The 19,840-nt window shown below is 59.1% G+C and carries 22 protein-coding genes; 12 read left to right on the top strand and 10 right to left on the bottom strand.

Features of this window, described 5'->3' with window-relative positions; all coding sequences use genetic code 11:
- Window positions 1-146 precede the first annotated feature (146 nt).
- The 6 genes from glnA to ntrC all read left to right on the top strand — a co-directional run bounded on the left by glnA (window position 147) and on the right by ntrC (window position 6,284).
- Window positions 147-1,553, top strand: coding sequence for a glutamate--ammonia ligase (gene glnA / locus AC1DHT_RS17330; protein WP_477761413.1), 1,407 nt, complete (start codon window positions 147-149; stop codon window positions 1,551-1,553).
- A 134-nt stretch (window positions 1,554-1,687) separates the two neighbouring features.
- Complete coding sequence (locus tag AC1DHT_RS17325; protein WP_427544722.1) at window positions 1,688-2,266, top strand: chorismate mutase; 579 nt, start codon at window positions 1,688-1,690, stop codon at window positions 2,264-2,266.
- A 116-nt stretch (window positions 2,267-2,382) separates the two neighbouring features.
- On the top strand, window positions 2,383-2,889 hold the full coding sequence (locus AC1DHT_RS17320) for a DUF4124 domain-containing protein (RefSeq protein ID WP_427544720.1): 507 nt from the start codon (window positions 2,383-2,385) through the stop codon (window positions 2,887-2,889).
- A 17-nt stretch (window positions 2,890-2,906) separates the two neighbouring features.
- On the top strand, window positions 2,907-3,512 hold the full coding sequence (locus AC1DHT_RS17315) for a DUF4124 domain-containing protein (protein ID WP_427544726.1): 606 nt from the start codon (window positions 2,907-2,909) through the stop codon (window positions 3,510-3,512).
- Window positions 3,513-3,765: 253 nt separating this feature from the next.
- A complete protein-coding gene (glnL, locus tag AC1DHT_RS17310) occupies window positions 3,766-4,851 on the top strand; it encodes a nitrogen regulation protein NR(II) (protein WP_054595169.1) in 1,086 nt (361 codons plus the stop codon).
- Window positions 4,848-6,284 (top strand): nitrogen regulation protein NR(I), encoded by a 1,437-nt coding sequence (ntrC, locus tag AC1DHT_RS17305; protein WP_054595168.1) that lies wholly within the window; start codon window positions 4,848-4,850, stop codon window positions 6,282-6,284. The genes glnL and ntrC overlap by 4 nt, the downstream gene beginning before the upstream one ends.
- Before the next feature lie 478 nt (window positions 6,285-6,762).
- On the opposite strand, the gene AC1DHT_RS17300 is transcribed toward ntrC, so the two are convergent.
- Entirely contained in the window at window positions 6,763-7,203 is a 441-nt protein-coding gene (locus tag AC1DHT_RS17300; RefSeq protein ID WP_427530623.1) for a hypothetical protein, read from the bottom strand.
- Between AC1DHT_RS17300 and AC1DHT_RS17295 the strand changes: the two genes are divergently transcribed.
- Complete coding sequence (locus tag AC1DHT_RS17295) at window positions 7,202-7,657, top strand: tRNA (cytidine(34)-2'-O)-methyltransferase (RefSeq protein ID WP_427530625.1); 456 nt, start codon at window positions 7,202-7,204, stop codon at window positions 7,655-7,657. The genes AC1DHT_RS17300 and AC1DHT_RS17295 overlap by 2 nt on opposite strands.
- Window positions 7,658-7,788: 131 nt before the next feature.
- Here the strand turns inward: AC1DHT_RS17295 and secB are convergent, their stop codons facing one another.
- Genes secB through AC1DHT_RS17280 form a run of 3 tightly spaced genes read right to left on the bottom strand, consistent with a single transcriptional unit; the run spans window position 7,789 to window position 8,997 of the window.
- Window positions 7,789-8,271, bottom strand: coding sequence for a protein-export chaperone SecB (gene secB, locus AC1DHT_RS17290; protein WP_427544718.1), 483 nt, complete (start codon window positions 8,269-8,271; stop codon window positions 7,789-7,791).
- Window positions 8,272-8,327: 56 nt separating this feature from the next.
- Window positions 8,328-8,582 carry a glutaredoxin 3 gene (grxC, locus tag AC1DHT_RS17285; RefSeq protein WP_019691307.1) on the bottom strand — a complete coding sequence of 85 codons (255 nt, stop codon included), beginning with the start codon at window positions 8,580-8,582 and terminating at the stop codon, window positions 8,328-8,330.
- Between the two features lies 1 nt (window position 8,583).
- Entirely contained in the window at window positions 8,584-8,997 is a 414-nt protein-coding gene (locus AC1DHT_RS17280) for a rhodanese-like domain-containing protein (protein WP_427544716.1), read from the bottom strand.
- Window positions 8,998-9,148: 151 nt separating this feature from the next.
- On the opposite strand from AC1DHT_RS17280, the gene gpmI reads away from it, so the two are divergent.
- The 5 genes from gpmI (at window position 9,149) to AC1DHT_RS17255 (ending at window position 15,692) form a co-directional block, all read left to right on the top strand.
- Window positions 9,149-10,678, top strand: coding sequence for a 2,3-bisphosphoglycerate-independent phosphoglycerate mutase (gene gpmI, locus AC1DHT_RS17275; RefSeq protein ID WP_427544714.1), 1,530 nt, complete (start codon window positions 9,149-9,151; stop codon window positions 10,676-10,678).
- Window positions 10,679-10,882: 204 nt separating this feature from the next.
- Entirely contained in the window at window positions 10,883-12,178 is a 1,296-nt protein-coding gene (locus AC1DHT_RS17270) for a murein hydrolase activator EnvC family protein (protein ID WP_427544712.1), read from the top strand.
- Between the two features lie 34 nt (window positions 12,179-12,212).
- Window positions 12,213-13,532, top strand: coding sequence for a S41 family peptidase (locus tag AC1DHT_RS17265; protein WP_123582053.1), 1,320 nt, complete (start codon window positions 12,213-12,215; stop codon window positions 13,530-13,532).
- A gap of 1 nt (window position 13,533) precedes the next feature.
- Entirely contained in the window at window positions 13,534-14,319 is a 786-nt protein-coding gene (locus tag AC1DHT_RS17260) for a divergent polysaccharide deacetylase family protein (RefSeq protein WP_427544710.1), read from the top strand.
- Window positions 14,320-14,438: 119 nt separating this feature from the next.
- A complete protein-coding gene (locus tag AC1DHT_RS17255; RefSeq protein ID WP_427544708.1) occupies window positions 14,439-15,692 on the top strand; it encodes a trypsin-like serine peptidase in 1,254 nt (417 codons plus the stop codon).
- Here AC1DHT_RS17255 and AC1DHT_RS17250 read toward each other — a convergent pair.
- From AC1DHT_RS17250 to hisB, 6 genes are all read right to left on the bottom strand, one after another.
- Window positions 15,673-16,428: a substrate-binding periplasmic protein gene (locus AC1DHT_RS17250; RefSeq protein ID WP_427544706.1), complete on the bottom strand. Its 756-nt coding sequence runs from the start codon at window positions 16,426-16,428 to the stop codon at window positions 15,673-15,675. The genes AC1DHT_RS17255 and AC1DHT_RS17250 overlap by 20 nt on opposite strands.
- Before the next feature lie 66 nt (window positions 16,429-16,494).
- Entirely contained in the window at window positions 16,495-17,265 is a 771-nt protein-coding gene (gene hisF, locus AC1DHT_RS17245; protein WP_477761412.1) for an imidazole glycerol phosphate synthase subunit HisF, read from the bottom strand.
- A gap of 9 nt (window positions 17,266-17,274) precedes the next feature.
- Complete coding sequence (hisA, locus tag AC1DHT_RS17240; RefSeq protein WP_054595157.1) at window positions 17,275-18,012, bottom strand: 1-(5-phosphoribosyl)-5-[(5-phosphoribosylamino)methylideneamino]imidazole-4-carboxamide isomerase; 738 nt, start codon at window positions 18,010-18,012, stop codon at window positions 17,275-17,277.
- Window positions 18,013-18,114: 102 nt separating this feature from the next.
- Window positions 18,115-18,372 carry a DUF2164 domain-containing protein gene (locus AC1DHT_RS17235; RefSeq protein WP_427544702.1) on the bottom strand — a complete coding sequence of 86 codons (258 nt, stop codon included), beginning with the start codon at window positions 18,370-18,372 and terminating at the stop codon, window positions 18,115-18,117.
- Window positions 18,372-19,010: an imidazole glycerol phosphate synthase subunit HisH gene (gene hisH, locus AC1DHT_RS17230; RefSeq protein ID WP_427544700.1), complete on the bottom strand. Its 639-nt coding sequence runs from the start codon at window positions 19,008-19,010 to the stop codon at window positions 18,372-18,374. Before hisH ends, AC1DHT_RS17235 begins: the two co-directional genes overlap by 1 nt.
- Window positions 19,010-19,603: an imidazoleglycerol-phosphate dehydratase HisB gene (gene hisB, locus AC1DHT_RS17225; RefSeq protein ID WP_477761411.1), complete on the bottom strand. Its 594-nt coding sequence runs from the start codon at window positions 19,601-19,603 to the stop codon at window positions 19,010-19,012. The genes hisH and hisB overlap by 1 nt, the downstream gene beginning before the upstream one ends.
- Between the last annotated feature and the right edge of the window lie 237 nt (window positions 19,604-19,840).

Genomic DNA, 19,840 nt, shown 5'->3' with positions numbered 1-19,840 from the left:
GATATTGGGGCAATAAACCCAAGTCGGGGCACTGGCATGCAATTTGCTCCCTTGTGAGGCAGGTTGCCAAGGCAGAGTATTCGCGCCGGCATCACCCACATTCTAAGGGCACTCCACTACCCGCCCGAAGCCACCCGGAGGACACTATGTCGAAGTCGGTTCAACTCATCAAAGATCATGACGTTAAATGGATTGATCTGCGCTTCACGGACACAAAAGGCACTCAGCACCACGTGACCATGCCGGCTCGCGATGCGCTGGATGAAGCTTTCTTCGAAGAAGGCAAAATGTTCGACGGTTCCTCCATCGCTGGCTGGAAAGGCATCGAAGCTTCCGACATGATCCTGATGCCGGACKACACCACTGCCGTTCTGGACCCGTTCACCGAAGAGCCGACCCTGATCCTGGTTTGCGACGTGATCGAGCCTTCGACCATGCAAGGCTATGACCGTGACCCACGTGCCATCGCCAAGCGCGCCGAGGAATACCTGAAGTCCACCGGTATCGGCGACACCGTTTTCGTCGGTCCAGAGCCTGAGTTCTTCATCTTCGACGAAGTGAAGTTCAAGTCCGACATCTCCGGCTCGATGTTCAAGATCTACTCCGAACAAGGTTCGTGGATGTCCGACCAGGACGTGGAAGGCGGCAACAAAGGCCACCGTCCAGGCGTCAAAGGCGGCTACTTCCCGGTTCCGCCGTTCGACCACGACCACGAAATCCGTACCTCCATGTGCAACGCCATGGAAGAAATGGGCCTGGTCATCGAAGTTCACCACCACGAAGTGGCAACTGCCGGCCAGAACGAAATCGGTGTGAAGTTCAACACCCTGGTCGCCAAGGCTGACGAAGTTCAGACCCTGAAGTACTGCGTACACAACGTTGCCGATGCATACGGCCGCACCGCGACCTTCATGCCTAAGCCGCTGTACGGCGACAACGGTTCGGGTATGCACGTTCACCTGTCCATCGCCAAAGATGGCAAGAACACCTTCGCTGGCGAAGGTTATGCCGGCCTGTCTGACACCGCCCTGTACTTCATCGGCGGCATCATCAAGCACGGTAAGGCCCTGAACGGCTTCACCAACCCGTCGACCAACTCCTACAAGCGTCTGGTCCCAGGTTTCGAAGCTCCGGTAATGCTGGCCTACTCGGCTCGCAACCGTTCCGCTTCGATCCGTATTCCTTACGTGTCGAGCCCTCGCGCTCGCCGTATCGAAGCACGCTTCCCGGATCCGGCAGCCAACCCGTACCTGGGCTTCGCTGCACTGTTGATGGCTGGCCTGGACGGCATCCAGAACAAGATCCACCCAGGCGATGCAGCTGACAAAAACCTGTACGACCTGCCGCCTGAAGAGGCGAAAGAGATCCCACAAGTTTGCGGCAGCCTGAAAGAAGCCCTGGAAGAGCTGGACAAAGGTCGTGCGTTCCTGACCAAAGGCGGCGTTTTCAGCGACGACTTCATCGACGCTTACATCGCCCTGAAAAGCGAAGAAGAAATCAAAGTACGCACCTTCGTACACCCACTGGAATACGAGCTGTACTACAGCTGCTGATCCAGTAACGCTCGCGCAAGCGGCGTAATGTGAAAAGGCCTCCTTCGGGAGGCCTTTTTTGTGGGCGAACGCTTATTATCGGGCCTACTGTTATAGACATCATGCCCTTCCACGGAATGAAGAAGAGACGTCCCATGTACCTACGCTTGAGCCTTACACTGTTCACCGCCCTGCTCGCCAACACCGCCTGCGCTGCCACCACTGCCACTCATGCTCCAGCTCCAACCCCGGCACCCGCAGCCCTCGCCCCGCTGCTCAGCACCATTCAAGAGCGACTGGTGATTGCTGACAAGGTCGCGCTAAGCAAGTGGGACAGCGGCAAGCCTGTCGAGGATCGTCAGCGTGAACGCGAAGTCATTGCCGACGCTCTCGCCGAGGCGCCCTACTATAAATTGAGCAATGAAGCCGTTGAGCAGTTCTTCTCGGCGCAGATCGAAGCCAACAAGTTAGTGCAGTACGCACATTTGTCCGACTGGCACGCACAAGGCAAAGCACCTAACGACCCTCGCCCCGACCTCGTTGGCCTGATCCGCCCGCAACTCGATCTGTTACAAACACGCCTGCTGCAACAACTGGCCGATTTCACCCCGTATCGCAATGATCCACACTGCCCGTCATGGCTGGCCAAAGCCAATAAAGCTGCGACCCAAGTGCCGCTGCGTGAGCTAGCGCTGGTACGCGCCACTGCCGAATTGTGCAGCGCCCATCCATAAGAGCCGCAATTGAGCGAGATCTATTGATCTTTCGTGTCAGGGTGTTAGTGATGTGGGCCAACACTTAACCCTGACCTATGCTGCAAACCAACGTTTTCGTTTATTGGGCGTTTTTTATGGGTCGTGGTTTTCTGTTCATCCTGATGCTGATCGCCCTGCCCGCCACCGCGCAGATCTACCGCTACACCGACGCCAGCGGCAATACCGCCTACAGCAATCAGCCGCCCGATGGCGTGAAGAGTCAGGCCGTCGAGTTGCCGCCACTCAACAGCATCGAACACCAACCACCGATAGTGCCCGGACAACCACCCCCACGCGCAGACAAAAACGCCGTGTATTCAGTGCTGGAGCTGACCGGACTGCCCGGCGATGAAGCCCTGCGCGCCAATAACGGCACCTTCACCGTCGGCGTGCAGATTCAGCCACGCCTGCAAGGATCACATGTGTTTCGATTGCTGCTGGACGGTCAACCCTACGGCCAGCCAAGCAACGTGCCGCGCTTGCAACTGGTGAACATCGATCGCGGCGAACACAGTCTCGCGGTGCAGGTGCTCGCTGGAGAAAGCCTGGTGCAACAAAGCCCGACCCTCACCTTCACCGTGCAGCGGGTACACCTCCCGTGAGGTGCTCAACAATCGCCATGTGCCTGTGGCTGACCGCCCTGCCGGCGCAGGCCGAGGTCTACACCTACATCGACGCCCAGGGCAATCGGGTCTTCACCGATCAACCCCACCCTGGAAACGCCAAGCGAGTCACACTGGCACCAGGTAATCGCATGTCCGCCAATCCCGGCGGTGCAGCACCGCAAGCAGCCCCAAAAAAGCCTGAGGAAAAACCACTGTTTCACTACGACATGCTTCGCGTACTTGTACCGGAACCGGACGCTTCGGTGCGCAACAGCGCGGGGGAAGTGATCGTCAGTGTCACCAACGAACCCACCTTGCAGCGCGGCCATCGCTATCGGTTGTTACTGGACGGCCAACCGACTGCCGATCCCGGCCCCAGCCCGGTGTTCGCCTTGAGCAATATTGATCGCGGCACCCATCAACTGGCAGTGGAAATCCTCGACGAACACGGGCGGATTGTCGAACGCACAGCCAATCAGCCATTCCATATGCTGCGTATCTCCCTGGCGCAAAAGCGCCAGATCAAGCCTTGCACACTGACCGATTACGGCCAACGCCCGGAATGCCCGCTCGCGGATAAGCCCGAAGAAGAAAAAGTCGGGATTTTTTCTTTCTTCTGAACCTTGTTCAGGTTTGCGCACTATATTGGTGCAATACGCTGCACCCTACCCATATTCCAACCCATTTTGGTTCGAAAATACCCGCGAACACCGGCAGAACGCCACGCAATCGCGCTTAAAACGCCTGTTTCAGGGCCTGAACGCTTCTTTTCGGAGCCTTGGTTTGGTTTTTGCATTTTCCTCGTATCAGCGCCCGGTTCACGCGCGTGATTCAGACCAGTCTCTGAGCCGCCACGCTCCAAAAGAGGTCCTAATGACCATCAGCGACGCACTGCACCGCTTACTACTCGACAACCTGACGACCGCCACCATTCTGCTCAACGCCGACCTGCGCCTTGAGTACATGAACCCCGCGGCGGAAATGCTCCTGGCCATCAGCGGCCAGCGCAGCCACGGGCAATTCATCAGCGAGCTGTTCACCGAGTCGACCGAAGCCCTTAACTCCCTGCGCCAGGCGGTCGAACAAGCGCACCCGTTTACCAAGCGCGAAGCGATGCTCACCGCGCTGACCGGCCAGACCCTGACCGTCGACTATGCGGTGACGCCGATCCTGAGCAACGGCGACACGCTGCTGCTGCTCGAAGTCCACCCGCGTGATCGCTTGCTGCGCATCACCAAAGAAGAAGCGCAGCTCTCCAAGCAGGAAACCAGCAAGATGCTGGTGCGCGGCCTCGCTCACGAGATCAAGAACCCGCTCGGCGGGATTCGCGGCGCCGCTCAGTTGCTGGCCCGCGAGCTGCCGGAAGAAAGCCTCAAGGACTACACCAACGTCATCATCGAGGAAGCGGACCGCCTGCGTAATCTGGTCGATCGCATGCTCGGCTCGAACAAACTGCCGTCGCTTGCCCTGTGCAACGTCCACGAAGTGCTGGAGCGCGTCTGTCATCTGGTGGAAGCCGAAAGCCAAGGTTGCATCACTTTGGTGCGCGACTACGACCCGAGCATTCCGGACGTGTTGATCGACCGCGAGCAAATGATTCAGGCCGTGCTGAACATCGTGCGCAATGCGATGCAGGCCATCAGCACCCAGAACGAGTTGCGCCTGGGCCGCATCACCCTGCGTTCGCGCGCCATGCGCCAGTTCACCATTGGCCACGTGCGCCATCGCCTGGTGACCAAGCTCGAGATCATCGACAACGGCCCAGGGATTCCGGCAGACCTGCAGGAAACCATCTTCTTCCCCATGGTCAGCGGCCGCCCGGACGGTACCGGGCTCGGCCTGGCCATTACCCAGAACATCATCAGCCAGCACCAGGGCCTGATCGAATGTGACAGCCATCCAGGCCACACCACGTTCTCGATCTTTCTGCCACTGGAACAAGGAGCCACATCGACATGAGCCGTAGTGAAACCGTGTGGATCGTCGATGACGACCGTTCTATCCGTTGGGTCCTGGAAAAAGCCTTGCAACAGGAAGGCATGACCACGCAAAGCTTCGACAGCGCCGATGGAGTGATGAGCCGCCTGGCGCGCCAACAACCGGACGTGATCATCTCCGACATCCGCATGCCCGGTACCAGCGGCCTGGACCTGCTGGCACGGATTCGCGAGCAACACCCGAGGCTGCCCGTGATCATCATGACTGCGCACTCCGACCTGGACAGCGCTGTCGCGTCCTATCAGGGCGGTGCGTTCGAGTACCTGCCCAAGCCGTTCGACGTCGATGAAGCGGTGTCGCTGGTCAAGCGCGCCAACCAGCACGCTCAGGAACAGCAAGGCCTGGAAGTGGCGCCAATCCTGGCCCGCACTCCGGAAATCATCGGTGAAGCGCCGGCGATGCAGGAAGTGTTTCGCGCCATTGGGCGCTTGAGCCACTCCAACATTACCGTGCTGATCAACGGCGAATCCGGTACCGGTAAAGAACTGGTGGCCCATGCCCTTCACCGCCACAGCCCGCGCGCGGCCTCGCCGTTTATCGCGCTGAACATGGCGGCCATCCCCAAGGACCTGATGGAGTCCGAGCTGTTCGGCCACGAAAAAGGCGCGTTCACCGGCGCGGCCAACCTGCGGCGCGGACGGTTTGAACAGGCCGACGGCGGCACACTGTTCCTCGATGAAATCGGCGACATGCCGGCCGACACCCAGACGCGCTTGCTGCGGGTACTGGCCGATGGCGAGTTCTATCGCGTCGGCGGTCATGTGCCGGTCAAGGTCGATGTGCGCATCATTGCCGCGACCCACCAGAACCTGGAAACCCTGGTACACGCCGGGAAATTCCGTGAAGACCTGTTCCACCGTCTGAACGTGATCCGTATCCACATTCCGCGCCTGTCAGACCGTCGCGAAGACATTCCGACCCTGGCCAAGCACTTCCTCGCCCGCGCCGCACAAGAACTGGCGGTGGAGCCGAAGCTGCTGAAAAGCGAAACCGAGGAATACCTGAAGAACCTGCCGTGGCCAGGCAACGTACGGCAGCTGGAAAACACCTGCCGCTGGATCACGGTGATGGCGTCGGGTCGCGAAGTGCACATCAGTGACCTGCCACCAGAGCTGCTTAGCTTGCCGCAGGATTCGGCACCGGTGACCAACTGGGAGCAAGCGCTGCGTCAGTGGGCCGACCAGGCGTTGGCGCGTGGTCAGTCGAGTCTGCTCGACAGCGCCGTACCGAGCTTCGAGCGGATCATGATCGAAACCGCCCTCAAACACACCGCCGGCCGTCGCCGCGACGCTGCCGTATTACTCGGCTGGGGCCGCAACACCTTGACCCGCAAGATCAAGGAACTGGGGATGAAGGTCGATAGCGGTGATGACGATGAAGGGGATGAGGGTTAAGCAGCCTTTAGCTCTTCGCTGATCTCCAGATCCAATCGCGAGCAAGCTCGCTCCCACAGTGGATTTCAGTGTTCCATCAATGTGCGAACACCATTGAACCCTGTGGGAGCGAGCTTGCTCGTGATGCTTTTAGGGGTTGCGTGCACCGCCTCAATGCACCGTGAACCGCAATCGCGCACTTCACGGCAAGCAAAATCCCGCCTCCAGCAACACGAAGAACCATTGCACAAAAAATACAAAGCCCCGAAATACGGGGCTTTCAGCGCTTCATGCAGGTTTTTTGTTGCTACATATAAAAACCTGGCACGCCCCCTGCAATAGTCCAATCAGTGATTCGATTCACTACCCAGTTTTGGGGGCCTTGGTACAGGCAGGCCGGGGATTCCCCTCTTTACATCCGGGGTTCATCACGCAGACCGCGACGAACCCCCTCCCGTTTTGGGGAACCTTGGTACAGGCAGGCCGGGGATTCCCTCTTTTATTGCTCCTGGAGATGGATCTCCAACCGCCAGCGGTCATTGACCTCGCTGCCGGCCCACTCACCCTTCAGGGGGCGGGCCGCCACCAGCGTCAGCAACAAGCCCTTGTCACTCAATCGCACCCGCCAGTTCACGTCCTTGTCGTTGAGCTTCAACTGGCCGTTTTGCGCCTTGCCCTCAGCCTCGAACAGCAACGCGACGCTACCGTCGATGAACTCGCCGTGGGTCTTGGGTTCATTGTTGAACCACACCACCAAACCATCGGGTTCGACCTCAACCTGCTGTAATACAGTAGGGTCCGGCTCGGTCAGACGACCAATCATCATCCCGACCATGACACCGACAATCGCCAATGAGGCCATCACCCGAGGGAATAGCTTCGGTCTCGGGTCCTCTTCAGGCGTAGAATGCCGCCCATCTTTACCTTCGGAGCCGTGCATGTTTCACGTCATCCTTTTCCAACCAGAAATTCCGCCGAATACCGGCAACGTTATCAGGCTGTGCGCCAACAGTGGCTGCCACCTGCATTTGATCGAACCGCTGGGCTTCGAGATGGACGACAAGCGCCTGCGCCGGGCGGGCCTCGATTACCATGAGTATGCCACTTTGCAGCGCCATTCTGATCTCCCAAGCTGTCTGGAAAGCCTCGGCCATCCGCGCGTGTTCGCCTTCACCACCAAGGGCTCGCGGCTGTTCCACGACGCCAGCTTCGCCGAGGGTGATGCCTTCCTGTTCGGACCGGAAAGCCGTGGCCTGCCAGCCGAGGTGCTGGACGCCCTGCCTGCCGAACAGCGCTTGCGCCTGCCGATGCGCGAAGGCTGCCGCAGCCTGAACCTGTCCAACACCGTGGCGGTGGCGGTTTACGAAGGCTGGCGCCAGCTCGGTTTTAAGTAACACCACAAAACAAATGTGGGAGCGAGCCTGCTCGCGAAAGAGGCGTGTCAGGCGACATTGATGTCTCTGACACTCCCTCTTCGCGAGCAGGCTCGCTCCCACATTGAAATTGCTCTGGTGCTCAGGACCGCTTACTGAACGGTCTGTACGCCGTCTTGCTGCATGCGTTGCACTTCTTGCGCGTACAGCGCGTCGAAGTTCACCGGAGCCAGCATCAGGGCCGGGAACGAACCGCGGGTCACCAGGCTGTCCAGGGCTTCGCGAGCGTACGGGAACAGGATGTTCGGGCAGAAAGCACCGAGGGTGTGGCTCATCGAGGCTTCGTCGAGGTTCTTGATCAGGAAGATACCGGCTTGCTGAACTTCAGCGATGAACGCCACTTCGTCACCGTTTTTCACGGTAACCGACAGGGTCAGCACCACTTCGTGGAAGTCAGCTTCCAGCGCTTTCTGACGGGTGTTCAGGTCCAGACCAACGCTCGGCTCCCACTGCTGGCGGAAGATCGCCGGGCTTTTCGGAGCTTCGAAGGACAGGTCACGCACGTAAATGCGCTGCAAGGAGAATTGCGGTGCAGTTTCTTCTTCGTTCGCAGCAGTGTTCTGTTGGTCAGTCATCTCAGATCCTTTCTGATCTTGGGGTCTTGTAGGGTTTGCTGATCTTAAGGGTTCAGTCAGGCCGTGAGCAGCGCGTCGAGCTTGCCGGCGCGGTCCAGGGCAAACAAATCATCACAACCACCAACGTGGGTGCTGCCGATCCAGATCTGCGGCACGGACGTACGTCCGGCTTTCTGGGCCATCTCGGCACGCACCTGCGGCTTGCCATCGACCTTGATCTCTTCGAAGGCTACGCCCTTGTTCTCGAGCAGGTACTTGGCTCGCGAGCAGTAGGGGCAGTAATCGCTGGAATAGACGACGACATTTTTCATATCACTTCACCAGCGGCAGATTGTCGGCTTTCCAGCTGGAGATCCCGCCGGACAGCTTGGCTGCGATAAAACCGGACTTCAACAACTCGCGAGCGTGAGTACCGGAGTGCTGGCCCAGGGCATCGACCAGAATGATGGTCTTGGCCTTGTGCTTTTCCAGTTCGCCAACGCGAGCGGTCAGTTTGTCCTGCGGAATGTTCAGCGCGCCAACAATGTGACCGGCGGCGAAATCCTTGCTTGGACGGATGTCGACAACGACGCCCTGGTCCTTGTTGACCAGCGCAGTCAGCTCGGCGGTGCTGAGGCTGCGGCCGCCACGGCTCATCTCGCGGGCGATCAACAACGCCAGCAGTACGACGAAGATACCGACGAGCAGATAGTGGTTAGTGGCAAATTCAATCAGGTGAGCAACCATCAAGGAGGTTCCAGGGCGTTAAAATGTCGGCCAGTATACACAGCCACTATGGTGGGCCAAACCCCGTCCGGCGGTGACGCGGTCTGAACTTCGCTTTAAACTGCCACTCCCTTTTTCCATCGCACCTTTAACTTAAGCCAGAGTGGAATCCATGACTACCACGCCTAAACCTTTGGTCCTGATTATTCTCGACGGCTTCGGTCACAGTGAAAGCCAGGAATCCAACGCCGTGTTCGCGGCCAAAAAGCCGGTCCTCGACCGTTTGTACGCCACCGTACCGAACGGCCTGATCTCGGGCTCGGGCATGGACGTCGGCCTGCCGGACGGGCAAATGGGCAACTCCGAAGTCGGCCACATGAACCTCGGCGCAGGCCGTGTGGTGTATCAGGACTTCACCCGCGTGACCAAAGCGATCCGCGATGGCGAGTTCTTCGAAAACCCGACCATCTGCGCCGCGGTGGATAAAGCCGTTGCTGCCGGCAAAGCCGTGCACTTCATGGGCCTGTTGTCCGAAGGCGGCGTGCATAGCCACCAGGATCACCTGATCGCCATGGCCGAACTGGCCTTCAAGCGCGGCGCCGAGAAGATCTACCTGCACGCCTTCCTCGACGGCCGCGACACGCCGCCAAAAAGCGCACAGTCGTCGATCGAGCTGCTGGATGAAGCGTTCAAGACGCTGGGCAAAGGCCGGATCGCCAGCATCATTGGCCGTTACTTCGCCATGGACCGCGACAACCGCTGGGATCGCGTGTCCCAAGCCTACAACCTGATCGTTGACGGTAACGGCGAATTCAACGCCCCCACCGCCCAGCAAGGCCTGCAGGCGGCCTACGAACGTGGCGAGAGCGACGAATTCGTCAAAGCCACCACCATCGGTGAACCGGTCAAGGTCGAAGACGGCGACGCCGTGGTGTTCATGAACTTCCGCGCCGACCGCGCCCGTGAGCTGACCCGGGTATTCGTCGAAGACGATTTCAAGGATTTCGAGCGCGCGCGCCAGCCGAAACTGGCCGGTTTCGTCATGCTGACCCAATACGCCGCCAGCATTCCTGCACCGGCAGCCTTTGCGCCAGGCAGCCTGGAAAACGTGCTGGGCGACTATTTGGCGAAAAACGGCAAAACCCAGCTGCGCATCGCCGAAACCGAAAAATACGCTCACGTGACCTTCTTTTTCTCCGGTGGTCGCGAAGAACCGTTCCCGGGCGAAGAGCGCATCCTGATCCCGTCGCCGAAAGTCGCCACCTATGACTTGCAGCCAGAAATGAGCGCACCGGAAGTCACCGACAAGATCGTCGACGCGATCGAAAACCAGCGCTACGACGTGATCGTGGTCAACTACGCCAACGGCGACATGGTCGGCCACAGCGGCGTGTTCGATGCTGCGGTGAAAGCCGTCGAGTGCCTGGACCTGTGCGTTGGCCGCATCGTCGATGCCCTGGAAAAAGTCGGCGGCGAAGCACTGATCACCGCCGACCACGGCAACGTCGAGCAAATGTCCGACGAATCCACCGGCCAGGCGCACACCGCTCACACCACTGAACCAGTACCGTTCATCTACGTCGGCAAACGCAACCTCAAGGTTCGCGAAGGCGGCGTACTGGCAGACGTGGCACCGACCATGCTCAAACTACTGGGCCTTGCGAAACCTGAGGAGATGACGGGTACGTCGATCCTGGTGTAATCAAACAAGGGGGGATTGCTTAAATCCCCCCTGACACACCACAAATCAACTGTGGGAGCGGGCTTGCTCGCTCCCACACTGGTTTTTCATTGTTTTCACCCCCCAACCTGCTCCAGTTATCACACAGCCCGAATTGGACGTTTTTTTTACAGTCTTGGCCGGGCATACTAGGCTGTCTTTTTTCCCCTGGTGTCGCCCGCCTCTATGCTCCGCGCCCTGATTGCCCTTGCCCTGACCTGCTTGCTCCATCCGGCGTTTGCCGATGAGCGCGCGCAAACCCAGCAACAGTTGGACGCCACGCGTCAGGATATTGCCGAGCTGAAAAAGCTGCTGGGCAAGTTGCAGGAAGAAAAGTCCGGCGTGCAAAAGGAGCTCAAAGGCACCGAGACCGAGATGGGCAAGCTCGAGAAGCAGGTCGATGCCCTGCAAAAAGAGCTGAAGAAAAGCGAATCCGAGATACAGCGACTCGATGGTGAGAAAAAAAAACTCCAGAGCGCGCGCATTGAACAGCAACGACTGATCGCCATTCAGGCCCGCGCGGCCTATCAGAACGGCCGCCAGGAGTACCTGAAGCTGCTGCTCAACCAGCAGAACCCGGAAAAATTCGCCCGCACCCTCACCTATTACGACTACCTGAGCCAGGCGCGCCTGGAGCAGTTAAAGAACTTCAACGAAACCCTGCGCCAGCTGGCCAACGTCGAGCAGGACATCTCCCTGCAACAAGCCCAGTTGCTGGTGCAGAAAAGCAGCCTCGACAGCCAGCGCGACGAACTCGACAAAGTCCGCAAGGAGCGTCAGCAAGTCCTGGCCAAGCTTAACGATGACGTGAAAGCCCGCGACCAGAAGCTGCAAGCCCGCGAGCAGGATCAGGCCGATCTGTCTAAAGTACTCAAAACCATCGAGGAAACCCTGGCCCGCCAGGCCCGTGAGGCAGAAGAAGCGCGACAAAAAGCGCTGATCGCCCAGCAGGAAGCCGAAAAAAAGCGTTTACGTGAGGCTCAGGCCCGGGCTGAAGCCCCTACTGATGCCCCACGCAAACCCGCCAAGCCGACACCCGGCGCACTGGTTTCAAGTGCAGGCGAGTCCTTCGGCGGACCCTTTGCTTCAGCCCGCGGAAAACTTCCGTGGCCTGTCGATGGTCGATTGCTTGCGCGTTTCGGTGAAACCCGTGGTGACGATGCCCGAACCAAGTGGGACGGCGTGATGATCAGCGCCTCTGCAGGCAGCCAGGTGCATGCCGTACACGGCGGCCGCGTGGTGTTTGCCGACTGGTTGCGCGGCGCCGGTTTGCTGGTGATCCTCGACCACGGCAATGGTTTTTTGAGTTTGTACGGCCACAACCAGACGCTGCTTAAAGCGGCCGGTGACGTGGTCAAGGCCGGTGAATCCATCTCCACTGTCGGTAACAGTGGTGGCCAGGACACACCTGCTCTGTATTTCGCTATTCGTCAGCAGGGTCACCCGAGTGATCCAGCACAATGGTGCCGCGCGCAAGGATAGGCGTTGAGTCACCTACATTAGGAGTTCGTTCGACATGCTGCATTTGTCCCGCCTCAATTCGCTGGCCCTGACGATCGCTCTGGTGATCGGTGCGCCGTTGGCGTTTGCCGCTCAACCGGCCCCGGCGGTTGCGCCTGCGGGCACTGCCGCGACCACCAAGGCGCCATTGCCGTTGGAAGAGCTGCGCACCTTTGCCGAGGTCATGGATCGGATCAAGGCTGCCTATGTCGAACCGGTTGACGACAAGACCCTGCTGGAAAATGCCATCAAGGGCATGCTCAGCAACCTCGACCCGCACTCCGCCTACCTCGGCCCGGAAGACTTTGCCGAGCTGCAGGAAAGCACCAGCGGCGAATTCGGCGGCCTGGGTATCGAAGTCGGCGCCGAAGACGGCTTCATCAAAGTCGTTTCGCCGATCGATGACACGCCAGCCTCCAAGGCCGGCATCCAGGCCGGTGACTTCATCGTCAAGATCAACGGCCAGCCAACCCGCGGCCAGAGCATGACCGAAGCCGTGGACAAGATGCGCGGCAAGATCGGCGAGAAGATCACTCTGACTCTGGTGCGCGACGGTGGTGCACCGTTCGACGTGACGCTGACCCGCGCGACCATTCAGGTCAAGAGCGTGAAGAGCCAGTTGCTGGATTCGGGCTACGCCTACATCCGCATCACCCAGTTCCAGGTCAAGACCGGCGAAGAGGTCTCCAAGGCCCTGGCCAAGTTGCGCAAGGACAATGGCAAGAAGCTCAGCGGCATCGTGCTTGATCTGCGCAACAACCCCGGCGGCGTGCTGCAAGCAGCGGTGGAAGTGGTCGACCACTTCATCACCAAAGGCCTGATCGTTTACACCAAGGGTCGCATCGCCAACTCCGAACTGCGCTTCTCTGCCACCGGCAAGGACGAAAGCGAAGCGGTGCCCATGGTCGTGCTGATCAACGGCGGTAGCGCCTCGGCTTCGGAAATTGTCGCCGGCGCCTTGCAGGATCAAAAACGCGCAGTGGTCATGGGCACCACCAGTTTCGGTAAAGGTTCGGTGCAGACCGTGCTGCCACTGAACAACGACCGTGCGTTGAAGATCACCACCGCGTTGTACTTCACACCGAACGGGCGTTCGATCCAGGCCCAAGGCATCGTTCCGGACATCGAAGTGCGCAAGGCCAAGATCACCAACGAGCAGGACGGCGAGTACTTCAAGGAAGCCGATCTGCAAGGTCACCTGGGCAATGGCAACGGCGGCGCCGACAAACCGACCAAGTCCAGCGGCAAAGCCAAACCGATGCCACAGGACGACGATTACCAATTGGCCCAGGCCCTGAGCCTGCTCAAAGGCCTGAGCATCACTCGCGGCCACTGAGATGCGCTTGCGGGTCATCCTCAGTCTGCTGTGTTGTCTGGCGGGTGCTGCTCATGCGGCGCCTGTCGAGACGGCGGCGCCACACAAGGCCTACCTGAGCCTGATCATCGATGACCTGGGGCAAAACCTGCCGCGCGACCGCCGCGTGCTGGCGCTGCCCGGACCGGTGACCACGGCAATCATGCCCGACACTCCCCACGCTGCCGAATTTGCCCGCGAGGCCCACCGCGCCGGCAAGATAGTCATTTTGCATATGCCCATGGACCCGGCCACCGGCCCGTTCGCCTGGCATCCCGAACTCCCCATCGAAGAGCTGGAAAAACGCCTGAACGCGGCATTCAACGCCGTGCCCTATACCAGCGGCATCAACAACCACATGGGCAGCCGCATGACCGCCCAGCAACCGGCCATGATCTGGCTGATGGCCGAGCTGCAACGTCGGCACAAGTTCTTTGTCGACAGCCGTACCAGCGCCCAGACAGTCGCCGCCGCCGAGGCGCAGAAGATCGGTTTGGCGAGTGTTTCGCGCGATGTGTTTCTCGATGACGAGCGCACCGAGGGCGCAATCTTCACTCAGCTACAGACCGCCATCAGCCTGGCTCATAAGCAAGGCTCTGCGGTGATGATCGGCCACCCTTATCCACAAACCCTGGCGGTGCTTGAGCGCGAACTGCCCAAGCTCAAGGCCCAGGGCATCGACTGGATCGATATCAAGTTGATGATCAGCGTGCGCAGCAATCGCGCGACGGCGGCCCATGGCACCGATGGGAACTACCGCAACCGCTGAAACGCACCACCGAGCCTCGGACTCAGGCCTTCTGCGATGCAATAACTATCTATGCCTTCAGGTACTCAGGCACGTGCCAGGATAAAGCTCGCCCCGAATTTCATCCCCAAGGAATGGCCATGAAATACATCAATCATCTAGTCCTTTACTGCCTGCTGATCACCAGCACCTGCCTGCAAGCGCGGGACCTGGGAGAGGGTGCCGCCAACGAGTCAGCCTCAAAGGCACTGCAAAACAGCGATAAGCGCTACGCACTCTGGAGCGGTATCGGACGCCTGACCTTCAGTTCCGGCGCTTCATGCACCGCCTCCCTGCTCGACACCCGAAACAGCGAAGGCAAAGCCGTAGGGCCTGCGTATCTGATCACCAGCGGTCATTGCGTGCTCTACGAATACGGTACCGCACGCACCAACGTGCCCATCGTCGCGAACATCACCTTCAACTACTTTTATGACGAACCTGAGCGGCAGACCACCTACCCGGTACGCACCGCTCTTTGGAGCAGCACTGTCGGCACCGATCTCGCAGTAATCAAGGTTGAGCGCTCACTGGCGAGCCTCATCAATTCAGGTGTCAAACCACTCAAACTTGCCGCCCACCAGAGCGACGAGAGTCGCGACGTGCTGAATATTGGAGCTCCACCAGGGTTCACCGAACAAGGCCTGCGCATGAGCGCTTGCTCGGAACAATCGGCCGGTAGCTTTATCGGGCATCCGGGTGTATTTCCCCAGGCATTCAGAAATCGATGCGACGCAATCCGCGGCGGCAGCTCCGGAAGTCCGATGCTGGATCGTAGCAACAGTGATATCACCAGCATCGTCAGCAAGTACGCATTGGCTGCCGACGGAACAGACCGATCAGAGTGCAGTTACAGCGACTCCTGCGAGGCGAGCACCTACAACTACAGCTACGCCGCCAACTTTCTGCACTACTGTTTTATCAATGGTGTGTTCGACGGCAACTCGACAAACTGCCAGTTGCAACCCGTGGACATCGCAATCGAGGAGCCCTGGAACATCCGAAGCCACGTCTACATGGAACGGCGCACTGGCCAGGGCAATATTTTGCCAACCTGGAACTACAGGTTCTCTATCAGCTCACCCTTCTATCGATACAAAACTGCACGCAATGCAAAAGACTGTCGTATACCCAGTCATTACAGTGCAGCCTTTGACTCCGCCACGCCCTATATCAATCGGACCATAGGGCCTCAAACCGGTGTCCATGTGCTATGTATCATTGGAGTCGATAGCGCAGAACAACCCATCACCACTGCATTGTTACGCAATGCATTCACGTGGGCGGTCTACCTTGTTGAGCGCACATCAGTTGCTGGAAATGCACTGAACGCTATCAGAGATACCGCGCCATGATGTCGTCCACCACGCCTTCTTTGCGCAACTGATCCAGCGCGGCCTGAAGCCTGGCGACGATTTCGTCGGACACGTCTTTGTTCAGCGCCAGATAAAGTTGGGCGCTGTTGAAACGCAGCACGGTCTTGAGGCCTGTCACACCGTCCTGCCGAGCCAGGTAACGGCCAGCAGGATCTCCCGTCGCCCAAAGGTCGATCTGGCCATTGACCAGCTTCTTCGCGTTGTCCTGATCGCGCAGCACCACGATCGGTTTCAGACCCTGCTTGGCCAACGTTTCGGCGATCGCATCACCCTTGTAGGCACCGATCTTGTACTTGCGCGCCTGCGCCAGCGACTCGAGGGTGATCTTGCTGTCAGCCTTGGCCAGCATGATCCAGTCGTCCGGACCAATCGGGCCGACCCATTTGAAGAGTTTCTCGCGGTCCGGCAGTCGCGCCATGACGAACACGCCATACCCGGGGTTCTCCAGGGCGAGTTTGTAGATTCGCTCCCAAGGAAAACGCAGGGTCAGGCTGTAAGTGATTTCAGCGCGGTTGAACATCTCGCGGACGACGTCCACGGCGATGCCATTGATGTTGTCTTCCTGAGCGAAGTTCTTGCCGTTCTTCGCCATGTTGTAAGGCGGGAAGTTTTCCGTCAGCAGCACCAGATCGGTACCGGTTTTTTCTGCAGCACGTGCAGCGCCAGCCAGTAATAACGAGGCGCTGGCGAGTACCAGGAGAAGACGTTTGAGCATGACGGTTTACCGGAATCCATGGCGTGCCCAAGCTTGCCCTGAGCCCGCCATGCTGTCCACTGGCCTTTATCGGACGCAGATACCGCGTTGCGCCATATAAGCCTTGGCTTCCKGCACGGTGTATTCGCCGAAGTGGAAAATACTCGCTGCCAACACTGCGCTGGCATGACCTTCGAGAATACCGTCAGCCAGATGCTGCAAATTGCCGACGCCGCCGGAGGCGATCACCGGAATCCCCAGTGCATCGCTGATGGCACGCGTGACGCCCAGGTCGAAGCCGTTTTTCATGCCGTCCTGGTCCATGCTGGTCAGCAGGATTTCGCCAGCACCCAGACCTTCCATCTTCTTCGCCCACTCCACCGCATCCAGCCCGGTAGGTTTGCGACCGCCGTGGGTGAAGATCTCCCAGCGCGGGGTTTCGCCCGGCAGTGAAACTTTCTTGGCGTCGATGGCGACAACGATGCATTGCGAGCCGAAATGCTGCGCCGCTTCGCCAACGAAATCTGGATTGAACACCGCTGCAGTGTTGATCGAGACCTTGTCGGCGCCGGCATTGAGCAGGTTGCGGATGTCTTGCACGGTGCGCACGCCACCGCCGACGGTCAGCGGGATGAACACCTGGCTGGCCATGCGCTCGACGGTATGCAACGTGGTATCGCGGCCATCGACGCTGGCGGTGATGTCGAGAAAGGTAATCTCGTCGGCACCCTGCTCGTCGTAGCGACGGGCGATTTCCACCGGATCGCCGGCGTCACGGATGTTCTCGAACTTCACACCTTTGACGACCCGGCCGTTATCCACGTCCAGGCAAGGAATGATGCGTTTGGCCAGCGCCATGGTAAGTCCTCAGCCTTTGTACGAATCGCAGAAAGCTTGCGCTTCAGCGACGTCGAGGGTGCCTTCGTAAATCGCCCGGCCGGTGATGGCGCCGATGATCCCCGGCGCCTTGGCGTCGAGCAGCGACTTGATGTCACCCAGGTTGTGAATACCGCCGGACGCAATCACCGGAATCCGCGTGGCGGCGGCCAGTGCTGCGGTGTACGACACGTTGCAGCCCTGCATCATGCCGTCTTTGGCGATATCGGTATAAACGATCGCAGACACGCCGTCGGCTTCAAACTGCTTCGCCAGGTCGATGACCTGCACAGTGCTGATTTCAGCCCAACCGTCGGTGGCGACAAAACCGTCCTTCGCATCCAGACCAACGATAACTTTGCCCGGGAAGGCGCGGCAGGCTTCGGCGACGAAGGCCGGATCTTTCACGGCTTTGGTGCCGATGATCACGTAGCTCACGCCCGCTTTCACGTAGTGTTCAATGGTTTCCAGCGAGCGGATACCACCGCCGATCTGAATCGGCAGGTTCGGGTAGCGCTTGGCGATCGCGGTGACCACTTCGCCGTTGACTGGCTGGCCTTCAAAGGCGCCGTTCAGGTCGACCAGATGCAGACGACGGCAACCGCCCTCTACCCACTTGGCAGCCATGCTCACCGGGTCATCGGAGAACACTGTGGAATCTTCCATGCGGCCCTGGCGCAGACGTACGCAGGCACCGTCTTTAAGATCGATAGCGGGAATAATCAGCATGCTTTTTCCTTCGTCAAAAGAGCTGCAAGCTGCAAGCCATAAGCTGCAAGCGCGCACGCGTGTGTACTTCTTGCAGCTTGCAGCTTGAAGCTTGCCGCTGCCCTAATTCTTCTCGAGCGCCCACAAGTCGCTTTCGATGCTTTCGAACCTCTCTTTGAGGTGCGCCAGCACATCGAAAATCGCCCTGTTGTAATAGTGCGGAGCAATTTCGCGGGTAAACAGCTCAAGAATTTCAGCCGCCTCGAACGAGCCAAGGTCAAGTTCGAAGCGGTCTTCCATGAAACGCTTGATCTTGCTGTTGGCCTCGTTCTCTTGCTCGGGTGTGAGCGTGAGGATCGGCGGCTTTTTCTTGATAGCCATTACCAACGACCGTCCCACGCAGCGAAGTTCTGCAGCAATTGCAGGCCATGGGTATGGCTCTTCTCCGGGTGGAACTGCACAGCGAAACGCGAACCTTCGGCCAGCGCCGCGGCGAAATCGACACCGTAGTGACCACTACCCACAACCTGCCGCGGATTGCCGGCGGCGATGTAGTAGCTGTGCACGAAGTAGAAACGCGCCAGGTCCGGGATGTTGTGCCACAGCGGATGACTCACCGTCTGCTTCACTTCGTTCCAGCCCATGTGCGGGACTTTCAGGTGTTCGCCGTCTTCATGCAGACCTTTGCCGAAGAACTTCACCTGGCCGGGAAACAGGCCGATGCAGTCGACGCCGTCGTTTTCTTCACTGTGCTCGAGCAAGGCTTGCATGCCCACGCAAATGCCGAGGAACGGACGGTCCTGGCTGACTTCACGCACCAGCGAGTCGAAGCCCAGGCGACGGATCTCCGCCATGCAATCGCGAATCGCGCCCACACCGGGGAACACCACCCGGTCGGCTTCGCGAATCACGCTAGCGTCGCTGGTGATCAGCACCTTGCCGGCACCGACGTGCTCGAGGGCCTTGGCCACCGAGTGCAGGTTGCCCATGCCGTAATCGATAACCGCGACCGTCTGCATTACAGCACGCCCTTGGTCGAAGGCATTTGCCCGGCCATGCGCTCATCCAGCTCGACGGCCATGCGCAATGCGYGACCGAAAGCCTTGAACACGGTTTCGATCTGGTGGTGGGTGTTGTGCCCACGCAGATTGTCGATGTGCAAGCTGACGTTGGCGTGGTTGACGAAGCCCTGGAAAAATTCCTGGAACAGGTCGACATCGAAGCCGCCGACAGTCGCGCGGGTATATGGCACGTGCATCTGCAGGCCAGGACGGCCGGAGAAATCGATCACCACGCGCGACAGCGCTTCATCGAGCGGCACATAGGCGTGGCCGTAACGACGGATGCCTTTTTTGTCGCCGATGGCTTTGGTGAAAGCCTGACCCAGCGTGATACCGACGTCTTCCACCGTGTGGTGGTCRTCGATATGCAGGTCACCCTTGCACTCGATATCCAGGTCGATCAGCCCGTGACGGGCGATCTGGTCCAGCATGTGCTCAAGGAAGGGAACACCGATATCAAATCGGGCCTTTCCGGTGCCATCCAGGTTGATCGAGGCTTTGATCTGGGTTTCCAGAGTGTCGCGCTCGACTGACGCCTTACGTTCGGCCATCACCAGCTCCGCAAAATCATTGGGCGAAAAAGGCAACCATTATAGGGGCGCGGACGCCAAACAGAAACACGCGAGGTGATATCCCTGACGGGCTGAACCCAATGCCGCCGGGGCTATACATGTCAGTACAAGCCAGCAAACCCAGAATCTGTGTATACGCAGATCCAATGTGGGAGCGAGCCTGCTCGCGATAGCGGCCTGACAATCAACAGAGATGTTGAAAACAGAGATGTTGAA

This window comes from Pseudomonas sp. 05N432 (assembly GCF_056396945.1).
The sequence above is the reverse complement of the archived record's forward strand: the minus strand, read 5'-3'. Positions and strand labels throughout refer to the sequence as shown.